Source organism: Euzebya rosea, from assembly GCF_003073135.1.
Lineage (GTDB): Bacteria > Actinomycetota > Nitriliruptoria > Euzebyales > Euzebyaceae > Euzebya > Euzebya rosea.
This window is the reverse complement of the sequence record NZ_PGDQ01000001.1, coordinates 374,056-390,868: the sequence shown is the minus strand read 5'-3', so window position 1 is coordinate 390,868 and position 16,813 is coordinate 374,056. Positions and strand designations below refer to the sequence as shown.

Sequence of the window (16,813 nt, the reverse complement as noted above, 5' to 3'; positions counted from 1 at the left end):
CCGAGGGGCCAGGACCTCCGAGGGGCCAGGACCTCCGAGGGGCCAGGACCTCCGAGGGGCTCGGCGCCCGCGTGAACAGGCGGACGTCGTCCACGAGGCCGTCGAGCTGCCACCCGTGTCAGCGCTCCGTGTGCGATGCACACCTCTCGTGGGAAAGGATCGAACACACCCGCCGGCGGTGGGTGCGATCCACTGCACCTCGAGCGGCCCATCGCACACGCCGGCCGAGGGTGGGTGCGATCCACTGCACCCCGGGCGGCCGATCGCACACGCCGGCCGAGTGCACATCCCCCGGCCACCACGAAGGCCCCGGACACGACGTCCCCCGGGACACGACGTCCCCCCGGGACACGACGAAGGCCCGCCGGTGGGGCGGGCCTTCGTTCGACTGTGGTGGTAGTTGCGAGGGCAGGATTTGAACCTACGACCTCCGGGTTATGAGCCCGGCGAGCTACCGAACTGCTCCACCTCGCACGAAGAACAGTAGCGCCGGGTTCACGACCTTGCAAAGGCCGACTTGGTCAACAGTCCAATCACCTGGCGGGTGGGCGCGAGGTTGGCCCCGCGGGGCTGGCGGGACAGCCATTCGACCCATACCGGATCGGGGTTGAGCGGCCAGCTCGGGTGATCCTTGCGGTGCAGCCGCTGGGGTGTGGCGTCCATCCACCGGGCGACCTGCTCGATGGTCCGCCAGCTGATGTTGGCGGTCCTGACGTCGGCCACGCCGGCCCGACGCTCGCGCTGCTCGGCGGTTGCACCGGGCAGGCGTGCACCCAACGAGGCCACCGTCCCTCCGAGCCGGTGCGGCAGCCACGGCACCCACCGCACGTCGGTGTGCTGCTCGACGGGGTACATCCGGTTCGGCGCCCCGACGATGGCCACGCCACCGGGAGCCAGCACCCGGCCGAGCTCCCTGGCGTAGGGCTCGAGGTCGGTGACGTGCTCGATGACGTCGAGGGACTCCACGACGTCGAAGTGGCCGTCCGGGAAGGGCAGCGGCTCGGCCGGGTCGATCAGCCGCACGTCGACGCCGGGCAGCCCGCGGGTGCGCAGCCGTCCCATCCGGACGGTCTCGTCGTCGATCTCGGTGCCCACGACCTCCGCGGCACCGAAGGCGTGGTAGGCCAGCACCGTCCCCGCCATGCCGCATCCCGAGGCGTACACACGGGCCCCCTCCAGCGGGCGGTGCGCCTCGACGATGCCGACCCAGCCGAGGAAGAAGTTGACGCCCAGGTAGGTGTCGGTCAACGAGCCGTGCAGGACGCTGTCCCGGGCGTGGTCGAGGAACGCGTCCACCGCCGCCCGGTAGGCCGGCGGGTTGGCGTCCATCAGCAGGCAATCGGGCGGCGGCACCCCGACGGCGGCCTCTGCGCGTATGCGCTCGACCTGCAGCCGGCGGGCGAAGGCGGCCCACGCGGCCCGCTCGGCCGCTGGGTCCCGGAAGGCGACGTGCTCGCCGTCCGGTCCCACCTGCTGCAGCCGCTGCCCGTCGAACACGACGCCGTCGGGCAGTCCCCACCCCCCCTGGGTGGTCATCGGGTCATGACCCCGCGTCGATCACGAGCTCGAGGGCTTCCAGGTATCCCTGCGCCTCCTCGACCTTCTCCTGGTAGGTCCCGAGGTCGCCGGCAGCCAGCGCCTCGTCCGCGGCCGCGAACGCCTCGATCGCGAGGGCGATCAGGGACTGGGCGTCGCCGCCCACCTCGACCGGTGCCGACGGTGCCTCGGTGCCCTCGGGTGCCGGCTCCGCGTCGGGTTCGGCCGGCTCCTCCGGTTCCTCGGTGGCGCCCGCCTCCGGCAACGAGGGGACGTCCTCGAACACCGCGATGTCGCCGAAGAGCGTCTCCAGCGCCTCGTCGAGCCGTGGCTCCATGACCACCCGGTCGCCGTAGACCAGGATCACCCGTCGCAGCTCGGGGATGTCGGACTGGTCGGACTTGAGGAACAGCGGCTGGGCGTACAACAACGACTCGTCGATGGGCACGACGATCAGGTTGCCGAGGATCACCGAGGAGCCGCTGTCACCGAGCAGGGTGATCAGCTGGCTGACGTCGGCGTCCTGCTGGATCCGGGCATGGATCTGCTCGGGACCGAACACGGTCTCGGTCGGCGGCATCTGCAGGATCCGCAGCTCGGGGTTGTCGGGATCGCCGGAAGCCGCGAGGTAGGCCGACAGGACGTCACGGTCGGCCGGCGTGAACGGCTGGATGAGGGAGAAGTCCTCCTCCTCCTCACCGGGCAACCTGATCAGCTGGTAGGTGGGCGGGAACGGCCGCGTGATGTTGCCGCCGTTGTTGTCGGCGAAGGCGTTGTCCGCCGGCAGCTCCCACTCGTCGGAGGCGTTGTAGAACGCATCGGCGTTGGGGATGTGGTACCGCAGCAGCAGCTCGGACTGCACCCGGAACATGTCCTCGGGGTAGCGGAAGTGCTGCTTGATGTCCGGGTCGATCTCCTCCATCGGGGTCAGCACCCCGGGGAAGGCCCGATCCCAGGCTTGGATCAGCGGGTCGTCCGGGTCGTTGACGTACAGCTCCACCGTGCCGTCGTAGGCGTCGACGACCGCCTTGACGGAGTTGCGGATGTAGTTGGCCTGCCCGGTCAGCCCGCTGACCCCGCGGATCTGCTCCTCGGTGGTGACGCTGCCGTCGGGCTGCTGGACGAACACCGTCTGGCGTTCCACGATCCGGGTGGGGCCGGCGAGGTCCAGCCGTTCGCTGTAGGGGATCATGTCGGTGATCGTGTAGGCGTCCTGGACCCACTTGACCCGGCCGTCCACCACGATGGGGTACGGGTCGTGGTCGAGCTCGACGAACGGCGCGACCGCCTCGACGCGCTCCCTGATGGAACGGTTGAACAGGATGCGCGAGTCGGGCTGGATCAGCCCGGACAGGACGATGTTGGGTTCGCCGTAGCGCAGCGCGAACGCCAGCCGGTTGAGCAGGCCGCCGACGTTGACGCCGTCCGCGCCGTCGTAGCGGTTGCGTTCCTGCGCCGACTCGGTCTCGAAGTCGAACTCGTCCAGCGTGGCGTTGATGATGGAGTAGCTGGGCGGGCGCTCCGCGAAGTAGATCCGCGGCTCCTCGAGCTCCAGCTCGCCCACACCCCGGTTGGGGATGTCACGGGCGAGGAACTCCGGCTGGCCGTTGCTGGCCGCGGTCGAGACGACCGAGGCGACCACGCCGTAGCCGTGGGTGAACTCCAGGCGCTGGTTCTGCCACGACGGTTCCTGCAGGTCGTCGATGGAGATCTCGCGAGCCGAGATCATGACCTGCTGGGGGTCGCCCTCGATCACGTACCGGTCGACGTCGACGTCGCGGAACTCGTAGTACGGCCGCAGCTCCTGCAGCTGCTGGTAGGTGTTCTGCAGCGTGTTGGGGTCCCACAGGCGGATCGCCTCGAGGGTCGCGGCGTTCTCCTCGACGTCCTCGGCGGTCAGGTCCTCCGACGCGGGGAACCGTTCGTAGCTGACGGTCCCCGCACCGATCTCGGAGGCATCGGTCTCGATGCCCCAGGCGTAGCGGGTGAAGGCGAGGTTGCGTTCGATGAACGGCTCCTCGCGGTCCAGCTCCTGCGGGTTGACCTGCACCGCCTGGATCACCGCCGGGTAGATCCCGCCGAGCACCAGCGAGGCGACCAGCAGGATCCCGACGCCAGCAGTCGGCAGGACCGCACCGCGGAAGCGGATGTTGGCCAGGAACAGCACGACACAGACCGCGGCGATGATCGTCAGCAGCTCGAACGCACGCAGCTCGGCGTTGACATCGGTGTAGGACAGGCCGGTGACCAAGCCGCGTTCGCTGTAGCTCAGCATGTAGCGGTCCAGCCAGAAACCCCACGCCCGCACGGCGATCAGGCTGGCCAGCAGCACCGACACGTGCACGTTGGCGCCCGAGGTGATCTTCTGGCCGGGGCTCTGCGGCCGGATGCCACCGAAGAGGTAGTGGGCGCCGGCCGACAGCAGGATCGTGATGGTGAGCGCAGTGAACAACCACGAGTTGATCGTCGTCCAGAACGGCAGGTCGAAGACGAAGAAGCCCAGGTCGATCCCGAAGTGCGGGTCGTCGATCCCGAAGCTGCCGCCGTTGGCCCACAGCAGGAACGTCCGCCATTCGCCGAACAGCGACGATCCGCTGAGCAGCGCCACGACCACGGTCAGGGCGATCAGGAGCGGCCGCGCGATCGGGGTCACCATGCGGCGGTAGCGCTCGATGACCTCCTCGCCCTCGGAGGGGATCCGGAACTCCGGTGTCAGTCGCCGGGCGAGGAAGAGGTTGGTGCCCAGCAGCGCCATCATGACGACGGTCGCGGCCGCCCCCAGCCCGAAGCGGGTCTGCAGCAGGTTCCAGAAGACGTCGGCGAAGCCGATCGACTGGTACCAGAGGACGTCGGTGTAGAAGGTTGCCAGGCGTGGCCCGACCACCGCCACCAGGACGACGAAGGCGAAAAGGACGAGAAGCCAGCGGCGGCGCAGCTCAGCGATGATGGTGTTCATGGTGGGTCGCCCAACCTAGAGCAGCCGGTCGTTCCCCGCCGCCGGGCACCACGTCAGTCGCTGTCGGTGTCCTCGTCGGCGTCGTCACCGGCCGCCTCGGCAGCCAGGACGGAGGTGTTGGCGTCGGCCGGTTCGGCCTCGGCCTCGATCTCCTCGACCTCCAGCAGCGCCAGGTCGACGGTCTCCTTGGCCTGGCGGAGCCGGTTGGCCAGCTCGTCCCGACGGCCCTCGAGGTCGTCGATCTGCTTGCGGATGGCCGCGGCCTGCTCGCGCAGCCCGTCGACCTCGTCCTGGGCGTCCTTCAGCCGGGACTCGCGCAACGACTCCGCCTCGGTCTCGGCCTTGCGGCGGATCTCCTCGCCCGCGGCGTGGGCGGCTTCGAGGATGCGCTGGGTCTCGGCCCCGATGGCGGCGAAGGAGGCCATGGCGTCGGCCGGTGGCGCGGGCTCGGGGGCAGGTTCGACGACCGGTTCGGGCGTCGCCTCCTCCACGGCCTCGTCGCCGTCCTCGGCGTCGGCCTCGACGGCGGCGTCGTCGGCCGCCGGCGCGTCGTCGGTGGCGGGCGCGGCGGCAACGCCGCTGCGGCCGAGCAGCGATGCGAAGTCCTCGGCGACCTCGTCGAGGAACGCATGCACCTCGTCGCGGTCGTACCCGCGGAGGGACACGAGGAACTCTCGTGACTGGATGTCCTCTGGCGTCAGCACCCCAGGAGCCTTTCGGTTGTCGGTCACGTCCCGGGGAGTCTAGAGGCCGGACGGGACGAGGCGAACCAGCCGGACCGGAGTTCTCGTGGGACGGGGCTACTCCTCGGGGTCGAGCAGGCCGACCGCTGCCGGGACGATGTCGAGCACCTCGTCGATGAGGGTGCCCACGGGCCCGAGGACCGGATCGGGTTCGGGGTCGGTCGGCGGGGGCGGCGGGGGTGGGGGCACGGTCGGCGGGACCGTCGGCGCCGGGCCCGGACCGGGATCGGTCACCGTGGGCACCGACGGCGCGGGCGCGGCCGGGGACACCGGCACCGGGGCGGGCACGGACGCCTCGACGACCTCGCGGGCGGCGACGGCTTGGTCGACGGTCGCCCCGAACGTGACCTGGCCGAGGTCCAGTGCCATCGCGATCAGGCCCCAGCGGGCCCCTTCTGCACGGAGTGCGGCGACCCGAGCGGCCGTGTCGGCGAGGTCCTCGGGGCGTTCGGCGGCCAGCGCGCGGGACACGAACAGGCCGATGAGCGCATCGGCGGGCGGTCCGACGGCCCCCTCGTCGTTGCGGTTCGGCGCGGCCTGCAGCAGGACGTCGACCTCGTCGGCCCCGACCTCGGCGAAGGAGGCGTAGAAGGCGGCGGGCTGCAGGCCGGTGCCGTAGAGCTCGGCCAGCCGGGTGCTGTAGCGGGCCACCTCCCCGTCGAAGTTGATGGCCTTGCTGAGCAGCCGCTGGTCGACGGGGTCCTCGGCGTCGTAGGCAAGCGGGTCGTCGAGGCCGTCGAAGCGCCGGCTGGTCAGGCTGAGCTGGCGGTAGGGCTGCAGGCGGTATCCCTCACCGGGGCGACGGACCTCGGCCGTGCCGGCGTAGATCGCGACCCGGGGTGCGACGCCCGCGTCCACCCGGAACGTGCCGATGCCGTCGACGACCGCATCGTCGACGCGGACCTGGAGCTGGTCGCCGTCGACGACGACGTCGCCCCGGACCAGCTCGACCTCCTGCTCGGTGATGACGGCCTCGGCGTCCTCGAGCAGGAACACCTGGTCACCGTCGACCTGCAGTCGGCTGTCGGTCACCGCACGGATGCGGTCCCCGTCGTCGGCGTGGCTGGCGAGGACCCACGCGTCGTCGTCGAACCGTTCCAGCTGGCCCTCCACCAGGGCGATGTCACCGCTGGACCGGGTCGACGAGCTGCACCCGCTCGCCACGAGGGCAAGCGCGGCGACGACGACCAGGGCTCGACGCATCCTTGCCAGTGTGCACCCCCGACATCGCTGCGGCCAGCATCGATCGGTGACGAACAGTGACCAGTCCATCGCGGAAAGTACCGACGCCGTGGCCTCAGAGGGGTGGCGGGGGGACCAGTCCACCGCGCAGCGGCGGCGACGGGAGCGCGGGAACGGGGACGGGACCGCCCACGGGCAGCAGCAGGCTGACGGTGGCGCCGACACCCGGGTCGGAGTCGACTTCCGCGGTGGCGCCCGTCCCGTCGAGGATGCGCTTGACCAGGCCGAGGCCCAGGCCGAGGCCGCCGTAGTGGCGGGTCTCGGTCCCGTCGACCTGCCGGAAGTCGGTGAAGAGGTGCGCCGCGGCCCGGGGGTCGATGCCGATCCCCCGGTCGATCACCGACAGCCGTACGCGGTCACCCTCGGGACGGGCGGTCACGTCGACGGGATCCCCGTCCGGGGAGAACTTCACGGCGTTGTCCAGCAGCTCGTCGAGGACGCGGCGCAGGTAGACCGGGTCGGCGAGGACCGGCGGCAGTCCCCCGTTGAGAAAGTTGCCGAACTCGCGGCCGTCGTGGCCGGCCCGCCACTCCTCCAGCGTCTCGGCGACCATGGCCGTCAGGTCGATCGGTTCGGGTTCGAGGACGACGCGGCCGGAGTCGAGGCCGGCGAAGTCCACGATCATCCCGACGATCCGCTCGAGCCGGGCCGTGGAGTTGAGGATCTCCCCGGCGAAGCGCTGGGTGGCCTCGGCGCCCACGTCACGGCGGGCCAGCACGTTGGCGTAGCCCTTGATGGGGGTGATGGGTGTCCGCAGCTCGTGGGAGACGTTGGCGAGGAACTCCGTCTTCATCCGCTCCACCTCGATCTCGCGGGTGATGTCGCGCAGGACGAAGACGCGGCCGAGCAGCTCGCCGTCGGGTGAGCGCACCGGGGCGGCGGTGACGGCTGCGGGGATCCGTTCGCCGTCCGGCCGGACCAGCAGCACGCGGGCGGCGGTGCTGCTGTCGGCGAGGGGATCGTCGAGGTGCAGGTCGGCCTCGCCGCTCATGCCGGGCACGGCCTCGGTCGCGGACTCCGCGGCGATCCGGTCGGCCATCACCGCGGCCAGCGGTTCGCCGACGACCTCGACCGCCAGCAGCCCGGTCAACGCCTCGGCGGCAGGGTTGAACTGGATGATGTCCCCGTCGGCGTCGGCGGCGATCAGGCCGTCGCTCATGGATGTCGTGAGGGATTCCAGGCGGCCACGCAGCTTGGACTCGGTCCGGGCGGCGTCGGTCAGCTCGGCCCGCTGGGCGGACAACGACCCGACCATCTCGTCGAAGGTGCGGCCGAGCAGGCCGACCTCGTCGGCGCTGTCGACCCCGGCACGTGCGGCGAGGTCACCGGCGCCGATCTGGCGGGCGGCCTCGGTCAGCTGGCTGATGGGTCGGACGAACCGTCGGGTCACGACGGCGCCCGCCACGATGGCCAGCAGGCCGCCGGCGAGGGCCACGACGAACAGCCGCTGGGTCTGTGCCCGCTCGACGTTGGCGATCACGGCAGGCGTGGAGGTGGTGATGATCCGTCCGAGCACGGCGCCGGACTCGGGATCGATGATCGGCGCGCTGGCCGCGAAGAGGGTCAGCCCCTGCTCGCCCAGATCGGCCCGGTCGCGGTCGCCCAGGCCGTCGAGGACGGCGTCGCCGGTGGTGCCGACGGCGGCGGCGGTGAACGCTGGGCTGTCGTCGACCACGCCGACGATGCCGACGTCCAGCGATGCGGATTCCTGCTCGGCCCACACCACGTCGACGAGTCGTCCGGTGATCAGCACGCCGCCGGGTGGGTCCTCGGGCAGCAGGCCGTCGGGACGCAGCGCCACCGCCCCGTAGGCGACGACGCGACCGCCGGTGGACAACATGCCACCAGCCTGCTGGACGTCGCCGGCGCCCTGCCGCACGGTCGTCACCAGCGGGTCGCCGGTGAGCGACAGGACCAACGATCCGCCGAGGTCCTGGGGGTGCTGGTTGACGACCTGTCCGGCGGCGTCCAGCACGAGGAAGAAGTCCTGGTCGGCGAACCCGACCCGGTACAGCTCGGCAGCTTCCTGGGCGGCGAATCGCGTCTCCAGCAACGACCGGGGCGCGATGGCGATGGCGGCGGCGGAGTTGACCGCCTCGGCCGGCCACTGCGACACCTCCTGCACGAGGGTGTCGGCCAGCCGCGACAGCCGGGTGAGCTCGTCGTTGGTCAGCTGCGCCGCACCGACGGTCGACAGGACCGCGGCCAGGAGGATGGCCAGGGCCAGCAGGGCCGTCCCGAAGGCCGCCAGCAGCTTGGCGAGGATCCTGTGGCGGGCCGCGCCCCACAGCCATCCACCGAGGGCCACCGCGCCGGCAACGGTCAGCCAGTCGCCGATGACCGGTTCGAGGGGCGCAGCCGCGTGCCCGAGGGCCAGCAGGACCATGCCGATAGCCGCCCCGAGGTGCGCGCGGCCGGCGCCCAGGATGCGGACGGCCACGAGCAGTCCGGCCCCTGCGGCGATGAACGACGGGGTCTGGGGCACCACCGGGATGAGCAGCGGCAGGCCGCGATCGTGGTCCCCGGCGGGGCCGGCGCCGACCGCGAGGGCGGCCAGGCCAGCGACGTGCAGCCACGTCCACAGGGTCGGGTCACCGACGAGCGCGCCGGCCAGGACGTGGCCGGCGGCGTACACCAGGGCGCCGAGCACGGCGATCAACCGCCACGGCCCCAGGGCCTGCCTGTTCCGGGTGTCGACCGGGTGCCCGGTCAGGACGCCCTCGGCGATCGCGAAGCCCACGCCCACCGACGCGGCGACCGCCAGCAGGGCGGCCGCCAGATGCAGCGCTGAGGGGACCCCGACCATGTGTCAGCGAGTGTACGGGTCGAACACGACGTGCAGGCCCTACCGGGTGCCGACGGCGGGCCGCCAGGTGGGGAACACCGGGGTCAGCCGCAGGCCCCGGTCGTCGCGGGCAGCCACCAGCGTGGGGCCGTGCACCGGGGTCGCCGCGCAGCGGATGTCGGCTTCGGCGACGCCGATCTCCCGCAGGCGGGCGGCAGCAGGCGAAGCGATGATGCGCTCGCTGGTGTCCGACGGCGGTGTCCGGCCCAACCGGAGCGCCTCGATGTGCTCGACGACAGCGAGGTCGTCGTCACCGTCGTCGAAGGCCGCCCGTTCCTCGGACCGTCCCGAGACGACGTAGGTGGGCGTGTCCGCGCCGATGGCCTGCGCGGTGGCCACGGCGGAGACCAGGGAGGCGCAGTACAGCCGGTCGGCACCGGCGAAGGCGGCCACGGCGGCGCGGGTCCCCGAGGACGTGCGGTGCACCAGCTGGCGACCCCTGACCTCGCTGGCGATCAGCTCGACCGGCGAGTTCGACAGGTCGAAGCCGTCGATGGGCAGGCCCCCCTCCTCCCCCATCAGCAGCACGTCCGGCCGCTCGTCGCGGTGGGCGAACGCCTCGGCCGGATCGGCGACGAGGTGGATGCCCGGCACCCCGTTCGCGGCGGCGAGGCTACCCGTGGTGAAGGCCCGAAGGACGTCGATGACGACCACGACGCCCGACGCCAGGTGGGCGTGGTCGCGGTCCAGCACGACGGCGTCCATGGCGGTGTCCATGGTCGTTGCTCCTCAGCTGCTCGGGATCGGCGAGCCGAGGACGGTACACGCGCGGCTGCCGCCGGGCCGGAAGCCCCTCAGGTGCGGGAGAACAGCCGGCGCCCATTGGCGGCGGCGGACTCGGGCAGCACGTCGGACGAGGTAGGGACGGCCGGGGTGGCAGGCTCGTCCACGGCGGCGGCCGGTGTGGCCGGCGGGGTGTGGGCAAGGCCGATGGTGGGCGCGACAGCGGGGGTGGTGGGTACCTCGGCGCCGTTGACCTCGACCCGGTAGTAGGTCTTGAACTCGATCGGCACGGCGGTCAGGCGGAACAGCTCGACCTCGCTGCTGCCCTCGGTGTTGCGCAGCCGTTCGACGAAGGCGACACCTTCCTCGAGGGTCTCCGCGATGTGGTGGCCGTCGCGGCCTTCGGCGGTACGGAAACGAACCAGGTGTTGCATCGTGTGGCCTCGAAGGGATGGGGGTCGGCTGGACACGTCGCACGCGAGACGACTTCTCCTTCTTCGGCACCGGGCATGGACGCCTTGAGGACTTTCCGGTCCGGCGACCCCGTGTGTCGGGTTCGGGGCCGCCCGCCGCAGTCGCCCGACAACCGCTCGGGTGCAACGGGGTGGAGTCAGTCGGAGGCGAAGAGGGCGCCGAGGTCCCACTCGGCGTCGATGGCGGCGCCGGCGCCGGTGATGACGGCGTCCAGGGGGTTCTCCGCGACGTGCACCTTGACCTGGGTGATCGAGGCGATCAGCTCGTCCATGCCGCCGAGCATGGCGCCGCCACCCACCAGCAGGATGCCGCCGGACATGACGTCCTGGGCGAGCTCTGGGGGACAGTCCGACAGGGTGTCGACGACGCAACCGACGATCACGGCGGCCTGACGGTCCAGCGCCGCCCGCACCTGGTCGGAGTCGATGGTGACGGTGTGGGACAGCCCCGTCTCGAGGTCCCGTCCGGTGACCTCCGCACGTGTCGGGTTGGTGGTCGGGAACACCCGGCCGAGGGCGATCTTGAGCTCCTCCGCGGTGCGATCACCGATGGCGATGCCGAACGCGTCACGCACCCAGTCCTGGATGGCGAGGTCGAGGTCGAAGCCGCCGACCCGGACCGACCGGCTGACCACCACCCCGCCGAGGGAGATGACCGCCACCTCGGTGCTGCCCCCGCCGATGTCGACGATCATCGACCCGACCGGATCCTCGACAGGCATGTTGGCCCCGATGGCTGCCGCCATGGGTTCCTCGATGAGGTACACCCGGCCGGCGCCGGCCTGCTTGGCCGCATCCCGCAGGGCCGACCGCTCGACGTTGGTGACGCCGCTGGGGACCGAGATCAGCACGCGCGACCGGCTGAACCGTCCGACGCCGAGCCGCTCGAAGAGCAGCCGCAGCATGCGGGAGGTCATGACGAAGTCCGTGACGGCCCCGCCGGACAGCGGACGTTCGAGCACCGCGGGCTGGGTCGCCGCACGCACCGCTTCGTAGGCCCCGAGGCCGGCGGCGATGACCTTGCTCGACCGCGCATCGACGGCCACGACCGTGGGTTCGCGCAGCACGATGCCGCGGTGTCGAGCCCACACGATGGTGTTGGCCGTCCCGAGGTCGATGGCGAGGTCGCCGCTCATGCTGCCGGCCACCTTAGTGTCCACCGGGGCAGTGGGCCCGCCGCCGTCCCCGGTGCGCGCCGTGCCCTGCTAGCGGCGGGTGGCCGCGATCCGCCGGTTGGGACCCTGCTGGCGGGTCGGCGCGGGCGGGCGAGCGGCGGGCATGGGGCGCGAGGGATCCAGCGCGGACATGGCGCGCGAGAAGTCGTGGACGGAGTCCATCGGCTCGCGACGGCCGGTTGCGGAACCACCGGCGAGGTTGGTGACGAACCAACCTGCGGCGACCAGCAGGATCAGGGCGATGAGGGCGGACATGGTCCGTTCATGATACGGGGCGTGCGTACAACGCACGCAGAGGCATCCCCTGTCCGGTGGTCCGAGGGTTCTGAACGCCGGTCAGTCCGTCCCTGGCCAGTGGTGTCCCCCGTCGGCCCAGTGTTCCTTCTTCCAGATCGGCACCGTCGCCTTGAGCGTGTCGATCAGGTGGCGGCCGGCCTCGAACGCCGTGTCGCGGTGGGGGCTGGACACCCCGACGACCACGGCCAGGTCGCTGATGGCCAACCTGCCGATCCGGTGCTCGGCCCAGATCGCCCGCACGGTCGGCCAGCGTTCGGCGACCTCGGCCACCAGGGCCGCGAGCGTGTCCTCGGCCACCCCCTCGTAGGCCTCGTAGTCGAGGCCGGCCACGTCCCGGGCATCGGCGCCGGGGGTCTCGTCGGGGACGGCGTGGTCGCGGACCTGGCCGGTGAAGACCACGGTCGCACCCGATGCCGGGTCGGCCACGAAGGTGTGTGCGTCGGCGACCGACAGGGGCGAGTCGATGATGGCGGAGTGGGTGCGGGCGGGGCTCACGAACGGCCTCCTCGCCGCAGCAGGCGCCAGCCGAGGACGCCCAGCAGGAACGCGACACCGGTGCCGGCCCGCCGGAGGTCGGCGGTCTGCAGCCGCAGCGTGCCGATCGACACGGTCCCGGCGCGGGACTCCGCGAACGCCTGCAGGCAGTCACGGGTGCTGGACCTCGGCCGCCAGCCGGTCTCGCGCAGCCGGGTGCCGTCCACAGCCCACGGATGGGTCAGGTAGGCGAGGGATTCCTCGGGCGCTGGGCCGATGCCGGCGGCCTGCGCCGCGCGGAGGATCTGCGCGAACGTGGTCTGGCCGACCTTCTGGACGCGCGTGTGCAGCGCGGCGGCGGTCTCGTCGGTGGACAGCCACCCGTCGGGGGCGACGTTGTAGATCCCCGAGAGATCGTGCTGCAGGACGTGGGCGACGGCATCGGCGGCGTCGCTGACGCGCAGGAGCTGCCACAGCGGCTGTCCGGTGGCCGGGACGAGCAGGCGGGGGGCGCCGAGGAGGTGGGACACGGCGTTCTCCAGCTCCGGACCGAGCACGGGCACCAGGCGCAGCACGGTGACGGCCACGTCGGGGTGGGCGTCGGCCCAGTCCTCGACGAGCTCCTCCACCAGCTGCCGCTGGTAGGCCCACGCGAAACCCGGGTTGGCGCGCATCGGGGCGTACTCGTCCAGCGGGACCGGGTTGTCGGCGTGGGCGCCGTAGACGGCGGCGGTGGACAGCACCACCAGGCGGCCGACGTCGGCCCTCGCGCACGCCTCCAGCACGTTGCGCGTCCCACCGACGTTGTGGCCGTACAGGGCGTCCGGGCCAGCGGTCAGGTCGTCGCTGAACGCCGCGTGCACGACCGCGTCGGTGCCCTCGAGCGCAAGCGGCAGCAGCCGGTCGCGCGGATCCATGACCCGCACGTCCACGCCGCCGGGGGGCATGCCGGGGACGGTCCCGTCGATCGCGACGACCGCGCTGTCGGTGGACAACCGCTCGACGGCGGCGCTCCCGAGGGGCGTGGAGGACCCGATGACCGTGACGGTCCGGGGCATGGCCATGGCGTGCAGGCTCCTGTGAGGGTCGAGGGCGGCCCACGTCTACCACGGCACGAGCCCCCCGGCCGGGCTTCGTGGAGTGGCCACCCCACGACGGTGGACCGCTCACTACAGTGGCGGCATGGCCAACGACGAGTTCGAGCAGGGCCCCTTCGGCTTCGACCCCGAGGCGCTGTCCAACATCCCGCTGTTCAAGGAGCTCCAGAAGCTCATGAGCTGGCAGGGCGGCCCCGTGAACTGGGACATCGCCCGACAGACCGCCGCTGGTCTCGCAGGTGAGCCGCAGCTGGCAATCGGCGTGGACGCCGACCAGGAGGCGTGGGCCGACGCGGTGCGGGTCACCGAGTCGTGGCTGGAGGGCCACACGGGCCTGCCGGCCGTGACCGGTCGGGCGCTGGCGCTGACGAGTCAGGAATGGGTCCGCATGGCGGCCTCCGAGGGTGGGATCGCCCGGTACGTCGAGCCGATCGCCACCGGCATGCAGGAGGCGCTGGGCAAGGGCCTGGCCGACCAGCTGCCCGGGGGCATGGCGGGAATCGGCGGCCTGCAGAGCGCCATGGGCCCGATGACGGCGATGCTGACCGGCATGCAGGTCGGCACGATCGCCGGCCACCTCGCCGGACAGCTGATGGGTGGCTACGACCTGGGCGTGCCGACCATGGAGCCCGACGTGGTCGCGACCGTCGGTGACGCCGCCGGGAAGCTCGCCAAGGAGTACGGGCTGGACGTCCACGAGATGCGCTTCTGGCTGGCGCTGCGCGAGGTCGTGCACCGTCGCGTGTTCGCGGGCGTGGACTGGTTCACCGACCACCTCACCGACGAGATGGGTCGCTTCGCCGCCGCCGCGGAGATCGACCCCACCCGGCTGACTGAGCAGATGGGTGGGCTCGAGGCGCTGTCACCGGAGATGCTCGGCGACCCGGAGGCGATGCAACGGCTGGCCGAGCAGGCCGGCGACATGGGCCTCCAGCCCTCGGCCGCACAGCGCGAGATCATGTCGCGCGTGCAGGCCATGGTGGCCCTGGTCGCCGGCTACGCCGACGTGATGGTGTCTCGGGCCGGCGAGGGCAAGCTCGTCTCGCTGGCACGCATCGAGGAGGTCACCCGCCGACGGCGTGCCGAGGCCGGGACCGGCGAGCGCTTCCTCACGCAGCTGATCGGCCTTGACCTGCGTCCCTCCGACACCGAGCAGGGGCGGCGGTTCTGCGAGGCCGTCCTGACCGCACGCGGCGTCCCCGGGCTGGATGCGGTGTGGCGCGACCCCGCCCACCTGCCGTCCCCGGCCGAGATCGCCGACCCCAGCCGGTGGTTGCTCCGCCTTGCCGCCGAGGAGGCCGACGAGGGCCTCGCCCCTGCCACCGACGACCTGCCCGAGGCCGACATCGAGATCCCCGACGACCTGGGCGGCCTGGACCTCTGACACCCCCGGATCCCGCTCGCCGGGAGCGGCCCGGACCCCAACCCTCGACCTTCGGTCGAGGGTTCATCAATCCACAGCAACTTTGTTTTCCACACGGGCGTTTCCGCAGGTCAGCGAGTTGTGCGGGAAGTTTTCCACGGGTTGTCCACAGCGACGCCCACGCTCCTGATTCGCGTTCGTGCAGGTCAGCGGCCCATCCCTCGACCATCGGTCGAGGGGGTGTGGACAAGGTCGATTGACGGCCGTCCGGGACGCCCGTACCGTGTCCGACACGCGAGCGGCCTCGAGGCAAGCCGGGCCGTCCTCCAAGGGGAAGGGAGGACGGATCCAGGCACCTCGGGGCCGTTTGCTGTCCGATCGAAGGGCGCTTCCGGCTCGGTGAGCCCGGTTTGGCATCCGCAGGCTACCGACCGGTAACCTGCCGACATCCCGACCTCGAGCGCCCGGTTCCGGGCGGCGAAGGAGAGCCCCTCATGACCTCCGCCATGCACGATCTGCTGAACGTGGCGCTGTCCCCCGATGCCACACCCGAGGACATCGCCAACACTCCCCTTCCCGAGTCGATGCGCGCAGCCGTGGTCCGCGCCGACGAGGTCGACATGTTCGACGGCCTCGACTCCGCGGAGAAGGACCCGCGCAAGTCCCTCCACGTCGACGAGGTCGACCTGCCGCCGCTCGGCCCCAACGAGGTGCTCATCGCCCCGATGGCCGCGGCGCTGAACTTCAACACCGTCTGGACCTCGATCTTCGAGCCGCTGTCCACCTTCGGCTTCCTGAAGCGGTTCGGCCGTGAGGGCGAGCTGGGTGCGCGCCACGACCTGCCGTACCACATCGTCGGCTCCGATGCGGCGGGCGTCGTGCTGCGCACCGGCCCCGGCGTCACCCGCTGGCAGCCCGGCGACCGCGTCACCGTGCACTGCAACTACGTCGACATGGAGGGCCCCGAGGGCCACGACGACTCCATGATCGACGATCGCCAGCGCATCTGGGGCTTCGAGACCAACTTCGGCAGCATGGCCGAGGTGTCGATGGTCAAGGCCAACCAGCTGATGCCGATGCCGACCCACCTGACGTGGGAGGAGGCCGGTTCGCTCGGCCTGACGCTCGCGACGTCCTACCGCATGCTCGTGTCGCAGAACGCGGGCGGCATGAAGCAGGGCGACACCGTCCTGATCTGGGGCGCCACCGGCGGCCTCGGTGGCTTCGCCGTGCAGCTGGTCCGCAACGGCGGCGGCATCCCGATCTGCGTGGTGTCCTCCCCCGACAAGGTCGAGCTGCTCAAGGACCTGGGCGTGGACACCGTCATCGACCGCAAGGCCGAGGGCTACCAGTTCTGGGACGGCGACACGCAGCGTCCCGACGAGTGGAAGCGGTTCGGCAAGAAGATCCGCGAGTTCACCGGCGGACGCGACGTCGACATGGTCTTCGAGCACCCGGGTCGCGCCACCTTCGGCGCCAGCGTCTTCGTCACCCGCAAGGGCGGCAAGATCATCACCTGCGCCTCGACGTCGGGCTACATGCACGAGTACGACAACCGGTACCTGTGGATGAACCTCAAGTCGATCGTGTCCAGCCACTTCGCCAACTACAAGGAGGCGTGGGAGGCCAACCGCTTGGTCGACCTCGGCATGATCCACCCGATCCTGACCCGTACCTACAACCTCGACGACGCCGCCGAGGGTGCGTGGGCGATGCACACCAACGCCCACACCGGGAAGCTCGGCGTCCTGGTGAACGCCCGCGAGGAGGGCCTTGGCGTCCAGGACACCGCCAAGCGCGAGGCCCTCATCGACGACCTGAACGCCTGGAAGCAGCTCCAGTAACCTGGCCCTCGCTCCGCTCGGGCGGTCCTCGGGCTCGTCACCCTC

The 16,813-nt window shown here is 71.5% G+C and carries 13 protein-coding genes and 1 tRNA gene; 2 read left to right on the top strand and 12 right to left on the bottom strand.

Translation table 11 applies throughout. The features are described 5' to 3' along the window. Positions 1–400: 400 nt before the first annotated feature. The 12 genes from CUC05_RS01660 to CUC05_RS01605 form a co-directional block, all read right to left on the bottom strand. Positions 401–474, bottom strand: a tRNA-Met gene (locus tag CUC05_RS01660). Between the two features lie 21 nt (positions 475–495). Continuing rightward, on the bottom strand, positions 496–1,536 hold the full coding sequence (locus tag CUC05_RS01655) for a class I SAM-dependent methyltransferase (RefSeq protein ID WP_108664322.1): 1,041 nt from the start codon (positions 1,534–1,536) through the stop codon (positions 496–498). Between the two features lie 4 nt (positions 1,537–1,540). Then, positions 1,541–4,492, bottom strand: a complete 2,952-nt coding sequence (locus tag CUC05_RS01650; protein WP_108664321.1) for a UPF0182 family membrane protein — start codon at positions 4,490–4,492, stop codon at positions 1,541–1,543. 53 nt (positions 4,493–4,545) lie between these two features. Beyond that, positions 4,546–5,223: a DivIVA domain-containing protein gene (locus CUC05_RS01645; protein ID WP_108664320.1), complete on the bottom strand. Its 678-nt coding sequence runs from the start codon at positions 5,221–5,223 to the stop codon at positions 4,546–4,548. Between the two features lie 69 nt (positions 5,224–5,292). Further along, complete coding sequence (locus CUC05_RS01640) at positions 5,293–6,438, bottom strand: hypothetical protein (protein WP_108664319.1); 1,146 nt, start codon at positions 6,436–6,438, stop codon at positions 5,293–5,295. 94 nt (positions 6,439–6,532) lie between these two features. Continuing rightward, positions 6,533–9,283: a sensor histidine kinase gene (locus CUC05_RS01635; RefSeq protein ID WP_108664318.1), complete on the bottom strand. Its 2,751-nt coding sequence runs from the start codon at positions 9,281–9,283 to the stop codon at positions 6,533–6,535. Positions 9,284–9,322: 39 nt separating this feature from the next. Next, entirely contained in the window at positions 9,323–10,039 is a 717-nt protein-coding gene (locus tag CUC05_RS01630; RefSeq protein ID WP_108664317.1) for a 2-phosphosulfolactate phosphatase, read from the bottom strand. Positions 10,040–10,116: 77 nt separating this feature from the next. After that, entirely contained in the window at positions 10,117–10,479 is a 363-nt protein-coding gene (locus tag CUC05_RS01625; RefSeq protein ID WP_108664316.1) for a hypothetical protein, read from the bottom strand. A 176-nt stretch (positions 10,480–10,655) separates the two neighbouring features. Beyond that, positions 10,656–11,654, bottom strand: a complete 999-nt coding sequence (mreB, locus tag CUC05_RS01620; protein WP_108664355.1) for a rod shape-determining protein — start codon at positions 11,652–11,654, stop codon at positions 10,656–10,658. 69 nt (positions 11,655–11,723) lie between these two features. Beyond that, positions 11,724–11,948, bottom strand: a complete 225-nt coding sequence (locus CUC05_RS01615) for a hypothetical protein (RefSeq protein WP_108664315.1) — start codon at positions 11,946–11,948, stop codon at positions 11,724–11,726. Positions 11,949–12,029: 81 nt separating this feature from the next. Continuing rightward, on the bottom strand, positions 12,030–12,485 hold the full coding sequence (locus tag CUC05_RS01610) for a molybdenum cofactor biosynthesis protein MoaE (protein ID WP_157965089.1): 456 nt from the start codon (positions 12,483–12,485) through the stop codon (positions 12,030–12,032). Then, on the bottom strand, positions 12,482–13,528 hold the full coding sequence (locus CUC05_RS01605) for an NAD-dependent epimerase/dehydratase family protein (RefSeq protein WP_108664313.1): 1,047 nt from the start codon (positions 13,526–13,528) through the stop codon (positions 12,482–12,484). Before CUC05_RS01605 ends, CUC05_RS01610 begins: the two co-directional genes overlap by 4 nt. 118 nt (positions 13,529–13,646) lie before the next feature. On the opposite strand from CUC05_RS01605, the gene CUC05_RS01600 reads away from it, so the two are divergent. Together CUC05_RS01600 and ccrA are read left to right on the top strand one after the other, a co-directional pair. Next, entirely contained in the window at positions 13,647–14,945 is a 1,299-nt protein-coding gene (locus CUC05_RS01600) for a zinc-dependent metalloprotease (protein ID WP_108664312.1), read from the top strand. A gap of 485 nt (positions 14,946–15,430) precedes the next feature. Beyond that, complete coding sequence (gene ccrA, locus CUC05_RS01595) at positions 15,431–16,768, top strand: crotonyl-CoA carboxylase/reductase (protein WP_108664354.1); 1,338 nt, start codon at positions 15,431–15,433, stop codon at positions 16,766–16,768. The last annotated feature ends 45 nt before the right edge of the window (positions 16,769–16,813 follow it).

Bases quoted from the DNA above. Each gene is read 5' to 3' on its own strand.
- CUC05_RS01655 (WP_108664322.1), bottom strand. From the start codon at position 1,536: ATGACCACCCAGGGGGGGTGGGGACTGCCCGACGGCGTCGTGTTCGAC.
- CUC05_RS01650 (WP_108664321.1), bottom strand. From the start codon at position 4,492: ATGAACACCATCATCGCTGAGCTGCGCCGCCGCTGGCTTCTCGTCCTT.
- CUC05_RS01640 (WP_108664319.1), bottom strand. From the start codon at position 6,438: ATGCGTCGAGCCCTGGTCGTCGTCGCCGCGCTTGCCCTCGTGGCGAGC.
- CUC05_RS01635 (WP_108664318.1), bottom strand. From the start codon at position 9,283: ATGGTCGGGGTCCCCTCAGCGCTGCATCTGGCGGCCGCCCTGCTGGCG.
- CUC05_RS01630 (WP_108664317.1), bottom strand. From the start codon at position 10,039: ATGGACACCGCCATGGACGCCGTCGTGCTGGACCGCGACCACGCCCAC.
- CUC05_RS01625 (WP_108664316.1), bottom strand. From the start codon at position 10,479: ATGCAACACCTGGTTCGTTTCCGTACCGCCGAAGGCCGCGACGGCCAC.
- mreB (WP_108664355.1), bottom strand. From the start codon at position 11,654: ATGAGCGGCGACCTCGCCATCGACCTCGGGACGGCCAACACCATCGTG.
- CUC05_RS01615 (WP_108664315.1), bottom strand. From the start codon at position 11,948: ATGTCCGCCCTCATCGCCCTGATCCTGCTGGTCGCCGCAGGTTGGTTC.
- CUC05_RS01605 (WP_108664313.1), bottom strand. From the start codon at position 13,528: ATGGCCATGCCCCGGACCGTCACGGTCATCGGGTCCTCCACGCCCCTC.
- CUC05_RS01600 (WP_108664312.1), top strand. From the start codon at position 13,647: ATGGCCAACGACGAGTTCGAGCAGGGCCCCTTCGGCTTCGACCCCGAG.
- ccrA (WP_108664354.1), top strand. From the start codon at position 15,431: ATGCACGATCTGCTGAACGTGGCGCTGTCCCCCGATGCCACACCCGAG.